This window comes from Afifella marina DSM 2698, from assembly GCF_900102695.1.
In the GTDB taxonomy this organism is placed as follows: Bacteria; Pseudomonadota; Alphaproteobacteria; order Rhizobiales; family Afifellaceae; genus Afifella; species Afifella marina.
Genome location: NZ_FMVW01000007.1, coordinates 184,604 through 203,312 on the forward strand (window position 1 = coordinate 184,604; position 18,709 = coordinate 203,312).

Consider the following 18,709-nt stretch of genomic DNA (forward strand, 5'->3'; position numbering starts at 1 on the left):
GTATGAAACGAGTTTTGGCAGCTCTCGGACTGGCCGTCGGCATGACCGCCATCGCAGCCGGCCCCGCGGCCGCAGACGACAATGTCGTGCTGCAGCTCAAATGGGTCACGCAAGCCCAGTTCGGCGGCTATTACGTCGCCCAGGACAAGGGCTTTTACGACGAGGCCGGCCTTGATGTCGAAATCAAGCCGGGCGGCCCCGACATCGCGCCGGAACAGGTGATCGCCGGCGGCGGCGCCGATGTCATCGTCGACTGGATGCCGGCAGCCCTTGCGGCCCGCGAGCGCGGCGTCCCCCTCGTCAACATCGCCCAGCCCTTTGCCAAATCCGGCATGGAGCTCACCTGCCTCAAAGAGACCGGCATCACCAAGCCGGAGGATTTCAAAGGCAAGACGCTCGGCGTCTGGTTCTTCGGCAACGAATATCCGTTCCTGTCGTGGATGAGCCATCTCGGCATTCCGACGACCGGCGGCGAGGATGGCGTCACCGTCATCAAGCAGGGCTTCAACGTCGACCCGCTGATCCAGAAGCAGGCCGATTGCATCTCCACGATGACCTACAACGAATACTGGCAGGTGATCGACGCCGGCATCCCGGAAGATGAACTCGTCGTCTTCAAATACGAGGATCAGGGCGTCGCGACGCTCGAAGACGGGCTCTACGTCATGGAAGAGAACCTTCAGGATCCCGAATTCGTCGACAAGATGGCCCGCTTCGTAAAGGCCTCCATGAAGGGCTGGGACTATGCCCGCGAGCATCCGGACGAGGCGGCCGAGATCGTGCTCGACAACGACGACACCGGCGCCCAGACCGAAAAGCACCAAAAGCGCATGATGCGCGAAATCAACAAGCTGACGGAAGGCTCCGACGGCACACTCAACGTCGAAGATTACGACCGCACCGTGAAGACGTTGCTCGAAGGCGGTTCCGACCCGGTCATTACCAAGGAGCCGGAAGGCGCCTACACGACAGCCGTCACCGACAAGATGAAGGAGATGTGAGCCGGGCTCACATCATTTGCGCACATGACAACGAAAGGGGGGCTCAGGCCTCCCTTTTTTCTTTCCCGCCGGCTTCCCGGCCGGCCTGTTTGCCGTGGCCGCCATTGTCCTCGTCCCCCGGCACTTTCGCAGAGACGATCCTGAGCGCCAGGATGATGAAAAGCCCGATCCCGGTCCCAAGCATGGCGATGATGCCGTAACCGAGACCGGCCGCGGCCCCGATCGCCCCCGACAGCCACATGCCAGCACCGGTCGTCAGCCCTTCGACGCGCCCGCGCGAATGCAGGATCACCCCGGCGGCGAGAAAGGCAACACCCGCGGTAATGGAATCGATGAGCCGGATCGGATCTGAGCGCACATTGTCGCCCGCACCCTCGAAAAGGTCGACGATCTCCAGCGTCAAAACCGCGAACGTCGCAGCCGCGAGCGCCGTCACCATATGCGTCCGCAACCCCGCGGGCTTTTCCTGCCATTCGCGTTCGAGACCGAGAATCGCCCCGAGCACGGCCGCTAGGATCAGCCGGGCCGCAATCACCGCGACGGGTGTCGTCGTGGTCTGAAACACTCCGTCCAGCGCTACGCTCATCTCCTCCATGCCGCTCCTCCAGGCCTTTTGCTCGGACAGGGAGCGAACACGCGTCAGGCGCTTGAGTTGCGTCGCCCGGCGACGCACACAGCCTCCAAAAGCACAAACGGAAAACGGCAGGTGCTTCCACCTGCCGTTTCCTCACGCGTCAATCTGTTGTCGGTCTGCCCCGGCGGACTCAACCGGCGTGCTTCGCCTTCGCCTCGATGCGCCGGCGATAGAGGACCGGCTCCGTATAACCGGAAGGCTGCACGCGACCCTTGAGCACCAGATCCTTGGCGGCCTGGAAGGCGACGCTGTCGTCGTAATTCGGCGCCATCGGCCGGTAGCTCGGATCGCCCTCGTTCTGACGGTCGACGACCTTCGCCATGCGCTCCAGCGTCTCCACGATCTGCGCTTCGCTGACGACGCCGTGGTGAAGCCAGTTCGCCATATGCTGAGACGAGATGCGCAAGGTGGCCCGGTCTTCCATCAGCCCGACATCGTTGATGTCCGGCACTTTCGAGCAGCCGACGCCCTGATCGATCCAGCGCACGACATAGCCCAGAATGCCCTGGGCGTTGTTGTCGAGCTCTGCCTGGATCTCGTCGTCGGTCCAGTTCGGGCTCTCGGCGACCGGAATGGTGAGGATGTCGTCGAGGCTCGCCTTTTCGCGGTTCTTCAATTCCGCCTGGCGCTCGAGCACGTCGACCTTGTGGTAGTGGATCGCGTGCAGCGTCGCCGCCGTCGGCGACGGCACCCAGGCGGTGTCGGCGCCGGCTTGCGGATGGCCGATCTTCTGCTCCAGCATCGCCGCCATCTTGTCCGGCATCGCCCACATGCCCTTGCCGATCTGCGCGCGGCCTCGAAGCCCGCAGGCGAGACCGACATCGACGTTCCAATCCTCATAGGCGCGGATCCAGGCAGAGCCCTTCATGTCGCCCTTGCGGATCATCGGGCCGGCTTCCATCGAGGTGTGGATCTCGTCGCCGGTGCGGTCGAGGAAGCCCGTATTGATGAAGACGACGCGGTTCTTGGCGGCGCGGATGCATTCCTTGAGGTTGACGGTCGTGCGCCGCTCCTCGTCCATGATGCCCATCTTCAAGGTGTTGCGCGGCAGGCCGAGCGCATCCTCCACACGCCCGAAGAGCATGTCGGAGAAGGCGACCTCGAAGGGGCCGTGCATCTTCGGCTTGACGATATAGACCGAACCCGTGCGGCTGTTGCCGCGCTTGCCGTTCGGCCCGATGTCGTGCAGCGCGATCAGGCTCGTGCACATGGCATCGAGCATGCCTTCGAAGACCTCGTCGCCCTTCTCGTCGAGCACCGCGGGCGTCGTCATCAGATGCCCGGAATTGCGGATCAGCATCAAGGAACGGCCCGGCAGGACGAGTTCCGACCCGTCGGGCGCGGTATAACGCCGGTCCTCGTTGAGCGCGCGTGTCTTCGTCTCGCCGCCCTTTTGGAAGGAGGCCGTGAGATCGCCCTTCATCAGGCCAAGCCAGTTGCGATAGACGACCGTCTTGTCTTCGCCGTCGACCGCGGCAACCGAATCCTCGCAATCCTGGATGGTGGTAACGGCCGATTCCAGGATCACGTCGGCGATGCCGGCCTGATCGGTGCTGCCGATCGGATGATCGCGGTTGATGACGATTTCCGCATGCAGGTGGTGGTTGGTCAGGAGGATGGCCGAGGGCGACCCCGCCTCGCCGCGGAAACCCGCAAACTGCTCCGGCGCCTTGAGACGGACGGAGCGCCCCTCCTCGACCCAGACGGCCAGTGCCTGGTCCTGGACGGTCAGGCCCTTTGCATTGCGCCAGCTGTCGCCGTCGAGCGGAAAGCACTCGTCGAGGAAGCCACGCGCATAGGCGATCACCTTCTCGCCGCGCTTGGCATTGTAGCCGCTGCCGATCTCCGCCCCGTCGTCTTCGGAGATCGCGTCGGTGCCGTAGAGCGCATCGTAGAGCGAGCCCCAGCGCGCATTGGCGGCGTTGAGCGCATAGCGCGCATTCATCACCGGCACGACGAGCTGCGGGCCCGCGATGGTGGTGATTTCGCGATCGACATTGTCGGTCTCGACGGTAACCTCGCCGCGCTCCGGCTGCAGATAGCCGAGCTCGCGCAGGAAGGCGGTATATTCCGCCGCTGAGGTGCCCTTGCCGCGGCGCTGGCGATGCCAATCGTCGATGCGCGCCTGCAGACGCTCGCGCTCCGCCAGGAGCGCGCGGTTCTTCGGCGTGAGATCGCGCACGATCGCCGCGAAGGAATTCCAGAATTTGTCCGGCTCGATACCTGTGCCGGCCAGAGCCTCGTTGTTGATGAAGTCATAGAGCGGGCGGGCAACCTTCAGCCCCCCGGCCTCGACACGGTCACTCATGACGCATCCCCCTGTTCTCGCCCTCCGGTCGCTTGCCAACGTCCGGAGCATGGTGTTGTTGCCGTGTGATCTAAGGAATTTTCCATTCTGTCAAACTGGCGGAAAGGCTGAGAGGCGGGGTTTGAAAGTGTCAGAGCCGAAAATCGAAACGGTGGGGGGCTTCCGCCTCCTCTTCATCATGGCGACCGAGCAGGAATATCGCAGCGAATTGCGGGCGCGTATCCATCCCCTCATCACCGGCGTCGGGCCGGTGGAAGCCGCCATCAGCACCACGGCCTTTCTCGCCCGAACGAAGCCCGAAGAACGCCCGGATCTCCTCGTCTCCATCGGCAGTGCCGGCGCGCGGGCACTCGAACAGGGCATGGTCTACCAGGCGAGCCATATCAGCTACCGCGATATGGATGCCTCCCCGCTCGGCTTCGAGAAGGGCCGCACGCCTTTCGTCGATCTCCCCGCGGAAATCGCAATCCCCCAGCAAATCGCCGATGTCACCGCCGCAAGGCTGTCGACCGGCTCCAACGTCGTCTCCGGCGCCGCCTATGATCTCATCGATGCGGACATGGTCGACATGGAAGGCTTTGCGGTGATGCGCGCCGGCCATGCCTTCGACCTGCCGACGATCGCCCTCAAAGGCATCAGCGACGGCAAGGCGGAGCTCCGCCATTTCCGCGACTGGGCCGACTATCTGGAGGCTGTCGACGAGTCTCTCGCAAAGGTGATCGACCGGCTGGAGAGCAGCATCGCCGCCATGGATCGCGCCTACTGGACCCAGTTGCCGCATCGCACGGCGGCACGCTGAGAGCCTGCGGTAAAGCCGCTTCCGCAAGGAGCGGCTTTACCGCCTTGAAGGCGGACCTTATGCTTGCCTGACGCAATAAAAGTGTTGGGGAGCGTGCGGTGGTTGCGCTGTTTCGCGGATTTCCGGCGGCCCTCGCCGCCTTTGCCGTCGTCTTTCTCACTCTCCAGCCCGAGCCCGCGAGCGCCCAGGCGCAGGAGCGCCGGCTTTTGACGACGGAAGGCGCCGATTATTTCGGCGGCGATTACGACGTCATCAAGGATGTCGAGCTCGAAGGCTGCAAACGCGCCTGCGTCGTCGATGGCCGCTGCGCGGCCTTCACCTACAACACCAACGCCAAATGGTGCTTCCTGAAGGAGGAGGTCGGCGAGCTCCGCGCCGTCAAGACCGCCATCTCCGGCCGCATCATCACCTCCAACCTGCCGACCTTGTCGCTTGCCGAAGAGCGCACGGCGGAGCTCTCCTTCCTGCCCTCGCGTTTCCTCGACGAGGCGCGCCACCTCTCCGGCGACCTGGCGCGGGCAGAAAGCGCCCCCTCGCTCGACGCGGCGCTTGCCATGGCCGATGACGCCGCCGCCAACGGCAATTACCTCTTCGCCGCGACAAAACTCAAAAGCGCGCTCAAGATGGCGCCTGATCGCGTTGATCTGTGGCTGCGGCTTGCCGCCGTCAGCGCCGAGGCGACCTCCGACGATTGGCAGACGCGCCAGCGCCTCTCCGAAGAGCGCACGGCCGCCGCCGTCGACGCCTACCTCCACGCCCGCGGCTCGCGCGACCGCGCCGCAGCGCTTGCGCTTCTCGCCCGCTCCCTGGGCGAGCGCAACGAATGGAAGCCCGCGATCAAGGCCTACCGCGCGAGCCTTGCGCTTGAAGAACTGCCGGATGTGCGAAACGCCTATGAGAGCGCCGTGGCCGAACACGGCTTTCGCATCGTCGATCATCAGGTCGATTCCGATGCCGCCGCCCCGCGCATCTGCCTCAACTTTTCCGACCAGCTGCCTGCGACGCGCTCCGATCTGAGCGATTTCGTCTCGATCGAAAACGCCGACAATCTCGCCGTCGAGGCGGAGGGCCAGCAGATCTGCATCAGCGGCGTCGAACATGGCCGCCGTTACCACATCACCGCGCGCGCCGGCCTGCCATCCGCCGATGGCGAAGCGCTTTTGAAATCGGCGAGCCTCGACATCTATGTCCGCGACCGCTCACCTGCCGTGCGCTTCTCCGGCAACGCCTATGTCGTGCCGGCCGGCGGCAGCGCCTCTCTGCCCGTCACCACCGTCAACACCTCGACCGTCAAGGCATCGCTCTACTGGATCGCCGATCGCGGCATCGCCGATACCTTGCGCAACGGCAATTTCCTCGACCAGCTTTCGCAATGGCAGGCGGACGAGATCGAAAGCGAGAGGGGCCGCAAGGTCTGGGAAGGCAGCGTCGACGTCGAAACCCGCCTCAACCGCGAGGTGGTGAGCGCCATTCCGATCGGCGAACTCGTCGACGACCTTGAGCCTGGCATCTATGTCCTCGTCGCGAGCGCTGAAAACGACGCCCAGGATTGGGGTGCCAAGGCGACGCAATGGTTCCTCGCCAGCGATCTCGGGCTTGCGACTTTCGCCGGCAATGACGGGCTCAATGTCAGCCTGCGTTCTCTGGCGAGTGCAAAGCCCGTCGAGGGTGTGCATCTGCGCCTCATCGCCACCAGCAACGAGATCCTCGGAGAAGCCAACACCGATGCGGACGGCAAGGCGAATTTCGCCCCCGGCCTCATTCGCGGCACCGGCGGCATGGCGCCGGCGCTGCTCGCCGCGGAAACCAAGGATGGCGACTACAATTTCCTCGATTTGACGAAGCCTTCCTTCGACCTCACCGACCGCGGCGTCGAAGGACGCGCGGCGCCCGGTCCCGTCGACGTCTTCCTGACGACGGAGCGCGGCATCTACCGCGTCGGCGAGACCGTCTATCTGACGGCCCTTGCCCGCGATTCCCGCTCACGGGCGCTGACCGACCTGCCGCTGACGGCAAAAATCACCCGCCCGGACGGCAAGGAAGATCGCCAGGAGCTCTTGGAAGACGAGGGGCTCGGTGGCGCACTCGCCGAGATCGCGCTCTCCGACAATGCCATGCGCGGCCAATGGCGCGTCTCCATCCACACCGACCCGAAGAAGCCGGCGATCGCCGAGACGACCTTCCTGGTTGAAGATTTTCAGCCCGAACGTCTCGACTTCACGCTTGAGACCGAGGCGACCCGGTTTGAGCCGGCAAACCCGCCGGAAATCACCGCCGATGCCCGCTTCCTTTATGGTGCACCGGCCGCCGATCTCGACGTGGAGGCGGAAACCATCGTCTCCACCGCCGACGAAATCGAGGGCTGGGCGGGCTACCGCTTCGGCCTTGCCGACGAGACCTTCGACACGCAGACCGCGCCCCAATCGGGTCTTGCAACCGACGAGAACGGCCATCTCGCCTTCCGCCCGCAGCTTCCCGAGACGGCCGTCTCTTCCCATCCCCTCAAAGCGACGGTGAACGTTCGCGTCATCGATACGAGCGGCCGGCCGGTCGAGCGCAGCCTCACTCTGCCCTTGGCGGGCGACACGCCCCGGCTCGGCATCAAGCCGGCCTTCGAGGACGAGGTCGGCGAGAATTCGACTGCCAATTTCAGCGTCATCGCCTTGTCCGACGACGGGTCACGCATCGCCGCCGACGGGCTCAGCTGGACGCTCTCCAAGATCGACACGAATTACCAATGGTACCGCTCCGACGGGCGCTGGAACTACGAGACGATCGAGACGCGCCAGCGCGTGGCAAGCGGCGATTTCTCTGTCGCCGCCGAGGACCCGGCGAAGATTGCGGCCGATGTCGAATGGGGCAAGTACGAGCTTGAAGTCGCCAAGGCGGACGGCTCCCTCCTGCCCGCCAGCATGACCTTCGAGGCCGGCTGGTATTCCGCGCCGAAGACGCTGGAGACGCCGGAATTCCTGAAACTGTCCCTCGACAAGGAACGCTACCGCATCGGCGACACCGCGACGGTGCATCTGGAGCCGCGCTTTGCCGGCATTGCCCAGGTGATGGTGATCGACGACCGCATCGTGGCGACGAAATCGGTCGAGGTGTCAGAAGGCTCCACGGAAATCGAACTTCCCGTCACGGAAGACTGGGGTGCCGGCGCCTATGTGACGGCCGCGCTCTACCGCCCGATGGATCTTGAGGCGAAGCGCATGCCGGCCCGCGCCGTCGGCCTATCCTGGGCGGGCGTGGAAAACCCCGAGCAGCGGCTTGCCGTCACCATCGACGCGCCCGAAAGCACCAGGCCGCGTCAGGCTTTTGAAGCGAGCGTGGAGATCGCCGACCTCGCCGAGGGCGAAGAGGCCTATGTGACGCTCGCCGCCGTCGATCTCGGCATTCTCAACCTGACGGGTTTCGAAACACCCGACCCGGAAAGCTATTATCTCGGCCAGCGCCGTCTCGGCGTCGAAATCCGTGACATCTACTCCTCCCTGATCGACCGCTTTCAGGGCGCGCCGGGCCGTGTCCGCACCGGCGGCGATGCGGCGCTTGCCCGCTTCGAGGGCCCAGCACCGACCGAAAATCTCGTCGCCTGGCATTCCGGTATCGTCAAAGCCGGGCCGGACGGCAAGGTAACGGTCTCCGTGCCGATCGGCGATTTCAACGGCACCGTGCGCCTGATGGCGCTTGCCTGGAGCGAAAAGGGTGTCGGCCATGCCGAAAACGACGTCCTCGTCCGCGACCCGGTGGTGGTTTCGACCGCCCTGCCGCAATTCATGGCGCCGGGCGACCAGTCCCGCCTCGCGCTCGATCTCACCCATGTGGAAGGGCCCGCCGGCGCCGTCTCGGTCGAGGTCGCAAGCAGCGACGACGACATCGTGAGCGTCGCAGGCTCCCCCGTCGAGACGAACCTCGCCGAGAACGCCCGCAGCCAGCTCCTCCTGCCGGTGACCGCCGGCAAGGAAGGCGACGCGACCCTTTCCGTCCGCCTCACCACACCTTCGGGCGAGGTTCTGGAAAAGGATCTGGCGCTCACCGTCCGCGACGCGACGCCGGAGGTGGTGCGTACCTCCTTCGTCACGCTTGCGCCGGGCGGATCGGTCGATCTCTCATCCGATCTTCTCGACGGGCTCATCCCGGGCACGGGCAAGGTGCGCGTCTCCGCCTCCGGAGCGGGGCGCATCGACGTGCCGCAGATCCTGCGAAAACTCGACCGCTACCCCTATGGCTGCGCCGAACAGCTGACGAGCCGCGCTCTGCCGCTCGTCTATCTGAACGACGTCGCGGTCGCCGCCGGCCTCGGCAGCGACGCGGAAACCGACAAGCGCATCGATAAGGCGATCGAAGCGGTCCTCGCCTATCAAAGTTCCAACGGCGGCTTCGGCCTTTGGGGCCCGGGCTCCGACGATCTCTGGCTCGATGCCTATGTGAGCGACTTCCTGACCCGCGCCCGCCGCGCCGGCCATGCGGTCCCCGACACGGCCTTCACGATCGCACTCGACAATCTGAAGAACCGCATCGCCTATGCCTCCGACTTCTCCGATGGCGGCGAAGACATCGCCTATGCGCTTTATGTGCTCGCTGAAAACGGCCGCGCCGCGATCGGCGACCTGCGCTATTACGCCGAGACCAAGCTCGGCGATTTCGCCACCCCTCTCGCCAAGGCGCAGATCGGCGCGGGCCTTGCGCTTTATGGCGATCGCAGCCTGTCGCAGACGGTGTTCCGGCGTGCGGTGTCCGAGCTTGAGAACGCTTCATCGGATGAGCGGCGCAGCGATTACGGCTCGAAACTCCGCGACGGCGCGGCGATCCTGACGCTCGCCTCCGAGACGAGCGCCGATTCCGTCGATCTGCCGCTTCTCGCCAATTTCGTCGCCGACCGTCGCGCCGAGGAAAAGCGCACCAGCACGCAGGAAGACGCCTGGTCGCTGATGGCCGCCCATGCGCTGATGCAGAGCGCCGCCCGGCCCGAACTTGAGGTCGCGGGCGAACGCTATGACGGGCCGATGTCGGCGGTGATCGAGGAAGACGCGCTGCAAGGCGAGGGACCGAAAATCGCCAATCTCGCCTCCTCCCCCGTCGACGTGGCGATCAGCACATCCGGCAAGCCCGCCTCGCCGGAACCTGCCTCCGGCAACGGCTATCTCATCGCCCGCGAAACCTTCACCCTCGAAGGCGATCCTATCGATCCGAGCCATGTGGCGCAGGGCGACCGCCTCGTCGTGGTTCTGACCGTCACCGCCGAACAGACCGGATCCGGTCATCTCATTCTCGACGATCCCCTGCCGGCGGGTTTTGAGATCGACAATCCGAACATCCTTCGCTCCGGCGATGTCGGCACGCTCGACTGGCTCGATCTGTCGACCGAGCCGGCGCATGTCGAATTCCGCGCCGACCGCTTCGTCGCCGCGCTCGATCGCCAATCCGACGACAAGACCCGCTTCAGCCTCGCTTATATGGTGCGCGCCGTCTCGCCGGGTGATTTCGTCCAGCCGGCCGCAACCATCGAAGACATGTACGAGCCGGAGCTTCGCGCCCGCACCGGGTCAGGCCGCGTGCATGTGGAGGGGCCGCTGCGCTGAGCGAGAAGCAAGCCCATACCGGCGGCCGTCCCTGGGGACGACGCCGCCTCGGCATCGGCCTGGTGCTTGCCTGCGTCCTCGCGCTCGCAGCGCCCGCGGGCCTGCGGCTCGCAGTCAATCTCACGCCACTGCCCGACCTTCACCCGCCGACTTCGCGCCTCGTCGTCGACCGCAACGGCACGCTGCTGCGCCCCTTCCCGGTGGCGGACGGCATCTGGCGCCTCAACGCGGCGAAAGGCGACGTCGACCCGCTCTTCACGCGTCTCCTTCTCGCCTATGAGGACAAGCGTTTCTTCACCCATCACGGCGTCGATATGGCCGCGATGGGCCGCGCCTTCTGGCAGATGCTGCGCCACGGGCGCATTGTCTCCGGCGGCTCGACGCTCACCATGCAGGTGGCGCGGCTTCTCGGCGACGACGACACGCGCAGCCTTGTCGGCAAGGCGCATCAGATCCTTCTGGCGCGCGCCCTTGAGACGCGTCTGTCGAAGGACGAGATCCTCAACCTCTATCTTCTTCTTGCCCCCTATGGCGGCAATATCGAGGGCGTACGTGCGGCATCGCTCGCCTATTTCGGCAAGGAGCCGCACCGCCTGACCGCGGCCGAGGCCGCGCTGCTCGTCGCCATCCCGCAATCGCCGGAAGCCCGCCGGCCGGACCGTTTTCCGAAGCGGGCAAAAGAGGCGCGCGACCGCGTGCTTGCCCGCGCGGCCAAGGCCGGCGCGCTCAGGCCCGAAATCGCCCGCCAGGCGCGCACCGAAGCCTCGCCGCACACCCGCCATCCCTTCCCGATGCTCGCGGCCCATCTCGCAAACCGCCTCGCACATCAGCCGGACGCACCTGCCGTCGTCGCACTTTCGATCGATGCGGATACGCAGGCGCGCCTTGAGGCTCTGGCGCACAAGGCGGCAAAGACGCTCGGGCGCAAGACGAGCGTCGCCATCCTCGTCGCCGACCACCGCACCGGCGAGATTCTGGCCTCGGTCGGCTCCTCAGATCCGCTCGATTTCGCCCGCGCCGGCTTCATCGACATGACGGAGCGCGAGCGCTCGCCGGGCTCCACCTTGAAGCCCTTGATCTATGGGCTCTCCTTCGAGCTCGGCCTCGCCCATCCCGAAAGCCTGATCGACGACCGCCCGAGCGCCTTTTCCGGCTACACGCCGTCGAGCTTCGACGGCGAATATCGCGGAACGGTCACGGTGCGCCGCGCCTTGCAATTGTCCCTGAACGTGCCGGCGATCACGATTCTGGAAGAGGTCGGCCCGGCGCGGCTTCTCGCCCGCATGCGCCGCGCGGGCGTGCGCCCGGCTTTGTCCGACATCTCGCCGCCGGGCCTTGCGATCGGTCTGGGCGGGCTCGGCGTCACGCTCCGCGATCTCGTCACCTTGTCGGCAGCGATCGCCCGCGGCGGGCGCGCCATTTCGTTGACGGAGGAAAAGGGTGAGACGGGCAAGCCGCTCGGGCGCGTCCTCTCCGAAGCCGCCGCCTGGCAGGTCTCCGATATTCTCGCAGGAGCCCCGACGCCGCTCGGCGCCAAGGCCGACAACATCGCGTTTAAGACCGGCACCTCCTATGGCTACCGCGATGCCTGGGCGGTCGGCTTCGACGGAAGTCACGTCATCGGCGTCTGGGCGGGCCGTGCCGATGCGACCCCCGTTCCGGGCCTTGTCGGCATCGAGGCCGCCGCCCCGATCATGCTGGAGGCCTTCGCCCGCCTTGGGCCCACAAAGCGCCTGCGCGCCGCCCCGCCGAACCTTCTCGATGTGGCGACGGCCGATCTGCCGCCGCCGCTCCGCCATGTCGCCCGCACCTCGCAGCCGGGCACGCCAGGTCCCGAAATCGCCTTTCCGCCCGATGGTGCCCGCATCGATCTCGGCCTCGCCGACCAGGATGGAGAAGGACATGGCGCGAACCACAGCGAGGCGCTCGCCGTGAAACTCCGCGACGGCGCCCCGCCTTTCACCTGGTTCGTCAACGGCCGCCCCGTCGGCCGCACCGCCTTTCGCCGCGAGCTCTTCTTTAAGCCCGACGGGCCGGGCTTTGCCGATGTCACGGTACTCGACAAGACCGGCAAGGCCGCCTCCGTCCGCGTCTTCCTGCAATAGGCAGCACGCAGCGTCCCGCAAACCCGCACCCGCCCAAACAAAAAGGCGGCCGCCGGAGCGACCGCCTTGTTTCTTGCCGAAGAGTGAGTGCCGCTTATCCGTGCACGAGCACGTTGCGGAACTGCCAGGGATCGCTGTCGTCGATGTCTTCCGGGAAGAGGCCCGGCCGGTCCGTCAAAGGCGTCCAGTCGGTGTAATGGCCTTCGACAGGGCCGAGATAAGGACGCTGCACCTCGAGGCAGCGGCGGAAATTCATCTCGTCGGCTTCCACGATGCCGGCTTCGGGATTTTCCAACGCCCACACCATGCCGGCGAGCACGGCGGAGGTCACCTGCAGGCCGGTCGCGTTCTGGTAGGGCGCGATATCGCGCGTCTCCTCGATGGAAAGCCGCGAGCCGTACCAATAGGCGTTCTTCTTGTGCCCGTAGAGCAGCACGCCGAGTTCGTCGATGCCGTCCTCGATCTCGTCCTCGTCGAGGATATGGTGCTTCGGCTGCGCCTTACCGGCCTGGCCGAACATTTCATGCAGCGACAGAACCGCATCGTTCGCCGGGTGATAGGCGTAATGCACCGTCGGCCGGTATTCCGGCTCGAGCCCCTCGCCGATGGTGAAATAATCCGAGATCGACACCGATTCATTGTGGGTGACGAGAAAGCCGTACTGCGCGCCCGGCGTCGGGCACCAGGTGCGCACGCGCGTATTGGCGCCCGGCTGCAGCATGAAGCGGGCCGATTGGCAGCCTGTCTGCTGCGCCCGCATATTCTCGGGCATCCACTTTTCGTGCGTGCCCCAGCCGAGCTCGGAGGGTTGCAGCCCCTCCGAAATGAAGCCTTCGACCGACCAGGTGTTCCAGAAGACGTTCATCGGCTTCGGATGCTTGGCACGCTGCGTGTCGCGCTCGGCGATATGGATGCCCTTGACGCCGACATCGCGCATCAGCTTCGCCCAGCCGGCGCGATCGTCCTGCGAGGGCTCCTCATAGGAAAGCTGAAGTGCGTCGGCGAGATCGACGAGCGCCTGCTTCACGAACCACGACACCATGCCAGGATTGGCACCGCAGCAGGAGACGGCCGTCGTGCCGCCCGGCGAACGCGCCTTCTCGTCGCGCACGGTCTGACGCAGCGCATGGTTGGTGCGTTGCGCCTGATCCATGCCGCGATCGAAATAAAAGCCGAGCCACGGCTCCACCACGGTGTCGATATAAAGCACGCCGATCTCGCGGCAGAGCTTCATGATGTCGAGCGAGGAGGTATCGACCGAAAGGTTGACGCAAAAGCCCTGCCCTTCGCCCTTGGTCAAAAGCGGCGTCAGAAGCTCGCGATAATTTTCCGCCGTCACTGCCTTCTGGATGAAGGCGATGCCGCGCTCGTCGAGGAGCTTGCGGTCCGTGTCGACGGGATCGATGACGACGAAGCGGTCCTTGTCGAACTCGAAATGCCGCTCGATCAGAGGCAGCGTCCCGCGTCCGATCGAGCCGAAGCCGATCATCACGATGGGGCCGGTAATCTTGCCGTGGACGGGCCAGTCGCTCATCAACATCTCCTTCGGGCTCATGCCGGCTTCCGATTGGAGGAAAGCGGCGGAAAGGGCAAGGCGGCAGAAGAGAAAAGGCGCCGCAGCCTGAATACGCGATAAACACAACCCTGCCGCGCATTTCTGCTTGATTGCAGCCTTTTGTTCTCGTATTGTTCTCGCCATCACGACGACGGGGGTTGGCCGTGAACACCGATACTCTCGATATTGCAGGTGCCGTCACCCATCTCGGGGCCTGGCTCTTGTGCGGTTTTTTGATTCTCAGTTTTGCCTGGTCGCTCGCCGAGCGTCTCCTCATATGGACCTACGCCGGCCTCATCAGGCCTGGACTGATACGTCTCCTGGATGGATCGAAGGCAGCGATCGGGAAAATGCGGCGCCGACACCGCGGTTTCCGGATCGTCCTCGCCGATCTCACGGGTGACGACGATGACAGCCAGACCAAGCTTGTCGTCACAGCTCTCTCGTCGATACCAGCGCTGAAGGTTGCAAGGATTCCTGCTCCGCCAGGATGGAAATTCGCCGGCCGCATCGAAATGGAGCGACAGGCGGAAGACGTCCTGCGCACCCGCAAGGGGGATGTTCTCGTCTTCGGTCGCATCGACCGGACCGAACAGGCCCTTTCGATCAGCTTTCTCGGTCGCGACGTTGGCGCCAACCTCTGCGGGCGGGCGACGCTCGAACTGCCGCTCGATTTCGACGCGTCCCTCGCGCCGGCTCTCGTCGCCTCCGCCCTCACCCAAATCGCGCTGACGGGCGAGGACGATGTTCCCCTCCTTCTCGACTGGCTCGTTCCTCAGACACTTGCGCTGAAGGCCCTTTGCGAGAGGAAGCCGAAATCTCTCTCCCATCTCCAGCGTGCCGGCCTGCTCCATACTGTCGGGCGGTCGGCGGCTCTGCTCGGCAGGTTGAGCCACGATCCGAACGGCCACCAGCTGGCGCTCGCTGCCTATCGCCACGCGCTCGAAGGCCTGCCGCCCGACACCGCGCCGCTCGCACGAGCAGCCACACTCAACGCTTTGGCGCTCACCCTGCGGCAAATTGGGTACGAGGAAAGGGATCCCGCCCTTCTGGAAGAGGCCGTCGCGACCTTCGGGCAGGCATTGCAACACCGCCGGCGCGATCTCGCCCCCTTCGACTGGGCCGAAACGAAGCGCGAATGCGGCAGCGCCCTCGCCTGCATGGCTGAGATCGACGGACCCTCTCGCCTCGAAGAGGCAGAGGCCTTGCTGCGCGAAGCGCTTGAGGAATATCGCCCGGAGCGCACCCTGGTGAGATGGGCCGACGCGCAAATGATGCTGGCACACATTCTTCGGCAGCGGGGCAGGAACGCACCGAACTCTGCACCGCTGGAGGAAGCGATCGCGATCGGCCGGCGCGTGGTCGCCGACCTGCCACAGAAGCGCGCGCCACTCGCCTGGGCGCAGGCGCACACGACCCTCGGGCATGCGCTCGAAACCCTCGCCGAGCGAAAAGGTGATCCGGGCCTCCTCCTGGAAGCGGGCCGCGTTTATGCCCAGGCCTTGAAGGAATGGCCGCGTTCGAGGCTCCGTCTGCGATGGGCCGCAACAAACGCCAATCTCGGAAATGTGCTCGCGACGCTCGCCGACTGGACCGGCAAACCGGACACGCTCGAACATGCGATCGCCTGCTACCGCAACGCCTTGCGGGTCCAAAACCGCCGCAAGCACGCACAGGCCTGGGCCGGCACCCAGAACAGTCTTGCCTATGCGTTGCGGCTCCTCGGCGCGCAAACCGGAAACCGAAAGCACCTCGAAAAGGCGGTCGCCGCCGCCCGCGCCGCGTTGGAGGAGTGGCCGCGCGAGCGCTTCCCACGCGACTGGGCGATGGGCCAGATGAATCTCGGAACGAACCTCTGTGTCCTCGGTCAACGCCGCCGCAACAAGCGGCTCATCAGGGAGGGGATCGCAGCCTTCTACCGTTCGCTGGAGGAACGACGGCGCGAGGAAATGCCCCTGGAATGGGCCGAAAGTCAGGGGAGCCTCGCCAATGGGCTGCGCGCCCTCGGCGAGCTTGAGAAAAGCCCGCAGCGGCTCGAAGCATCCCTCTCAGCCTATCGCGCGGTTCTGGCAATCCACAACCCGGACAGGGCGCCTTTCGATTGGGCGGAGGCACAATCGCGGCTCGCCGCGGCTCTTCTCTCGCTTGCCAGGATGACGCGCGACGTCGCCGAATTCAGTCGGGCCGAGGAAGCCTTCGAGGCGGCCGCACATGCCTATCGGCTGGCGGGGACCTACCCGCATGAGGCCGGGAGCGTGCGCATGCTCGAAGACGTTCGCGCCAGACGGCAGAGGCTCGAGGCGAGAGCGAATTCCGGGATCGCCGGCTGGCTCCTACCAGAAATTCGCCACCTTGTGCGTCGTGCTCTCCGGCTCGGTCGCAAGGTGGTGATAGGCTGAGGCGTAATAGAGAAGCGGCGTGCCGCCCTTTGCCTGCATGCCGCGGACCTCGCCGAGGAAGAGCGAATGGTCGCCGCATTCGTGCACGTCATGAGGCGTCAGCGCGATATGGGCGAGAGCGCCCTCAAGCGCGGGCGCGCCGTGAAAATCGAAAAACTCCGCCTTGGCCCCCTCGACCTTGCGGCCCGCAAAAAGGTTGCTCAGATCCTCCTGCTCACGGGCGAGAAAGCTGATCGAATAGGTCTTTGCCTCAGACAGCACCGGATGCATGTGCGCACGCTTGGCGACGGAGACGACGGTGAGCGGCGGGTTGAGCGAACCCGACAAAAACGCGTTCGCCGTCATGGCGCGCACGCCGTTCTCCGTCTGCACCGCGACCACGGTCACGCCGCTTGCAAAGCGCGACATGACATTGCGGAAGAGCTTGGGGTCGATGGCGGCCGCCGCCGTCTGGTCCATGAAATCGTCCTGAACGCCTGGGGTTTTCGTATCGATCCTGCATATAGGGTCGCTCGCGATCCCACAAATGCCGGACGTGGCAGCGACCATGCCGCAATGTCACGCCCTGAAGGTCAGGCCCTGGCCGGCGCGGGCTCCTAGCAGGCGCCAGGTGTGACACAAGGAGATCGTCTCCCGCCCGCGACCGAGACGGCCTCTGCTGAGGGCAAGGCCGAACTTTCAGGGCTCGACCAGTCACCCCCGATCAGCCAGGGCCAGATCAGTCAGAACCCTATCAGTCGGGGCCGGCCCATTCAGGGAATAAGCTGCGATTTGGCGAGCGTCAGCTCGTAGCACAGCCCGTCGCCATCGAAGACGAGCTCGGCCTCGCCGCCGACGGTCGTCGGCACGACATTGCACAGCATGACGACGCCGAAGCTTCGCGATTTGGGCTCCTTCACCGGCGGGCCGTTGCGCTCGCACCAGGTGAAGCGGTAGCGGCCGGCATCTTCCGGCACCCGCTCGAAGCTGACCTCGACACGCCCTTCGTCGGTGCCGAGCGCCCCGTATTTGATGGCATTGGTGGTGAGCTCGTGCAGAGCGAGCCCGAGATATTGCGCGGCGTTCGGCCGCAGAAAGCCGTTGATGCCGATGATGTCGACCTGGCTCAGCCGCGGCTCGGCATAAAGCGAGATCTGCGAGCGAACGAGATCGAAGATGCGCGCCCCGCGCCAATCCGCCTCCGTCAACACGTCGTGCGCACGCGACAGGGAAAAGATGCGGCCGTTGAAGCGGCTGACGAACTGCTCTGTCGAAGAGGCGTTTTCTGCCGTCTGCCGCGCGATGCCTTGAATGACGGCGAGAAGGTTTTTGGAGCGGTGCGCCAGCTCGCGCATGACGATGCGCAGATGCTCTTCCTGGATCTTGCGCTCGGTGATGTCGATTGCCGCGCCGATGATCGCGGTCTGCGAGCCGTCCTCGTCTTCTTCGGGCACCAGCATCACGTCGTACCAGCGCGGATCGTCACCGTAAGGCAGACACAGCTCCACCTGCTGCATCTCGCCTTCTTGGATCGCCGCTTCCTTGGCGGCTCCGAGCTGCTCGGCCGCGGCGAGCGGCAGCACCTCCTCGTCGGTGCGTCCGAGCACCGTGGAGGGGCTCAGCCCCGCAGGCGAATTGAAGACCCAGTTGAAATGGCCTTCGGCATCTTGAGAAAACAATGAGATCTGCGAGCCGCGCAGGAGCTTGGCACAGCGCTCCCATAGCGCCGCTTTGGCGACGTGCGTCGCCCCGAGGGGGCGTCCTTCCTTGTCGCGAGGCGGTGAAGCTGTCACGGCCAAAAACACCGAAAATACATGAGACAGGTCATACCGGAGGTCGATCTTCGGCACAACGATACGCGGCTCATCAAGTTCCCGTCCATGGCGGCGATAATTCGCCACAACGAAGAAGCGCTCGGCCCACCCCGCGGCGCCCCACCTCGCCTTGCCCGAGGGAACCTCGGAAAATGCGTATGGTACGAAGGAGAGAAAGCCGAACCAAAAAAAAACGGCCTCCCGGAGGAGGCCTCAGACTGCTGACAAAGCCCTGGCGTGAGCCGGGGCTTTTTGATTCAGTGGGCCATGTTGAAGAGCCCGGCCCCTGAGCAGACTGCGATCGAGATGGTGACACTCGATCAATTGGTTCCCAAGGATCACCTGCTTCGCAAGATCGACGCGGTGATCGACTTCTCGTTCATCCATGACCGGGTTGCGGGGCTCTACTGTCCGGATAATGGCCGCCCGGCGCTCGATCCGACCTTGATGTTCAAGGCGCTGTTCCTGGGCTATCTCTTCGGCATCCGCTCTGAGCGCCAGTTGGTGCGCGAGATCGAGGTGAATGTCGCCTATCG

Annotated in this window: 11 protein-coding genes; 6 read left to right on the forward strand and 5 right to left on the reverse strand. The window is 65.1% G+C overall.

Features of this window, described 5'->3' with window-relative positions:
- The first annotated feature begins 2 nt into the window (after nt 1–2).
- A complete protein-coding gene (locus tag BLP76_RS14600) occupies nt 3–1,001 on the forward strand; it encodes an ABC transporter substrate-binding protein (RefSeq protein WP_092814829.1) in 999 nt (332 codons plus the stop codon).
- A 43-nt stretch (nt 1,002–1,044) separates the two neighbouring features.
- Here the strand turns inward: BLP76_RS14600 and BLP76_RS14605 are convergent, their stop codons facing one another.
- A complete protein-coding gene (locus BLP76_RS14605; RefSeq protein WP_092814914.1) occupies nt 1,045–1,587 on the reverse strand; it encodes an MgtC/SapB family protein in 543 nt (180 codons plus the stop codon).
- Between the two features lie 178 nt (nt 1,588–1,765).
- Nucleotides 1,766–3,943 (reverse strand): malate synthase G, encoded by a 2,178-nt coding sequence (locus BLP76_RS14610; protein ID WP_092814832.1) that lies wholly within the window; start codon nt 3,941–3,943, stop codon nt 1,766–1,768.
- Between the two features lie 127 nt (nt 3,944–4,070).
- Here BLP76_RS14610 and BLP76_RS14615 point away from each other — a divergent pair, with 127 nt between their 5' ends.
- The 3 genes from BLP76_RS14615 (at nt 4,071) to pbpC (ending at nt 12,426) form a co-directional block, all read left to right on the forward strand.
- Nucleotides 4,071–4,742, forward strand: a complete 672-nt coding sequence (locus BLP76_RS14615) for a 5'-methylthioadenosine/S-adenosylhomocysteine nucleosidase (RefSeq protein ID WP_280139945.1) — start codon at nt 4,071–4,073, stop codon at nt 4,740–4,742.
- A 98-nt stretch (nt 4,743–4,840) separates the two neighbouring features.
- Nucleotides 4,841–10,321, forward strand: a complete 5,481-nt coding sequence (locus BLP76_RS14620; protein WP_092814834.1) for an alpha-2-macroglobulin family protein — start codon at nt 4,841–4,843, stop codon at nt 10,319–10,321.
- Nucleotides 10,322–10,383: 62 nt separating this feature from the next.
- Nucleotides 10,384–12,426: a penicillin-binding protein 1C gene (gene pbpC, locus BLP76_RS14625; RefSeq protein WP_244514598.1), complete on the forward strand. Its 2,043-nt coding sequence runs from the start codon at nt 10,384–10,386 to the stop codon at nt 12,424–12,426.
- A gap of 94 nt (nt 12,427–12,520) precedes the next feature.
- Here the strand turns inward: pbpC and BLP76_RS14630 are convergent, their stop codons facing one another.
- The gene (locus BLP76_RS14630) at nt 12,521–13,966 is read right to left on the reverse strand and encodes a homospermidine synthase (RefSeq protein WP_092814920.1); all 1,446 of its coding nucleotides are present in this window, start codon (nt 13,964–13,966) and stop codon (nt 12,521–12,523) included.
- Between the two features lie 179 nt (nt 13,967–14,145).
- On the opposite strand from BLP76_RS14630, the gene BLP76_RS14635 reads away from it, so the two are divergent.
- Nucleotides 14,146–16,380, forward strand: a complete 2,235-nt coding sequence (locus tag BLP76_RS14635) for a tetratricopeptide repeat protein (protein WP_139163756.1) — start codon at nt 14,146–14,148, stop codon at nt 16,378–16,380.
- Here the strand turns inward: BLP76_RS14635 and BLP76_RS14640 are convergent.
- Both BLP76_RS14640 and BLP76_RS14645 read right to left on the reverse strand, forming a co-directional pair.
- The gene (locus BLP76_RS14640; RefSeq protein WP_092814843.1) at nt 16,315–16,839 is read right to left on the reverse strand and encodes a flavin reductase family protein; all 525 of its coding nucleotides are present in this window, start codon (nt 16,837–16,839) and stop codon (nt 16,315–16,317) included. The two genes, BLP76_RS14635 and BLP76_RS14640, sit on opposite strands and share 66 nt — an antisense overlap.
- Before the next feature lie 293 nt (nt 16,840–17,132).
- Nucleotides 17,133–18,152 carry a sensor histidine kinase gene (locus BLP76_RS14645; RefSeq protein WP_170130566.1) on the reverse strand — a complete coding sequence of 340 codons (1,020 nt, stop codon included), beginning with the start codon at nt 18,150–18,152 and terminating at the stop codon, nt 17,133–17,135.
- A gap of 288 nt (nt 18,153–18,440) precedes the next feature.
- On the opposite strand from BLP76_RS14645, the gene BLP76_RS14650 reads away from it, so the two are divergent.
- Nucleotides 18,441–18,709, forward strand: a 269-nt coding sequence (locus BLP76_RS14650) for a transposase (protein ID WP_139163641.1), incomplete at its 3' end; no start/stop codon positions are given.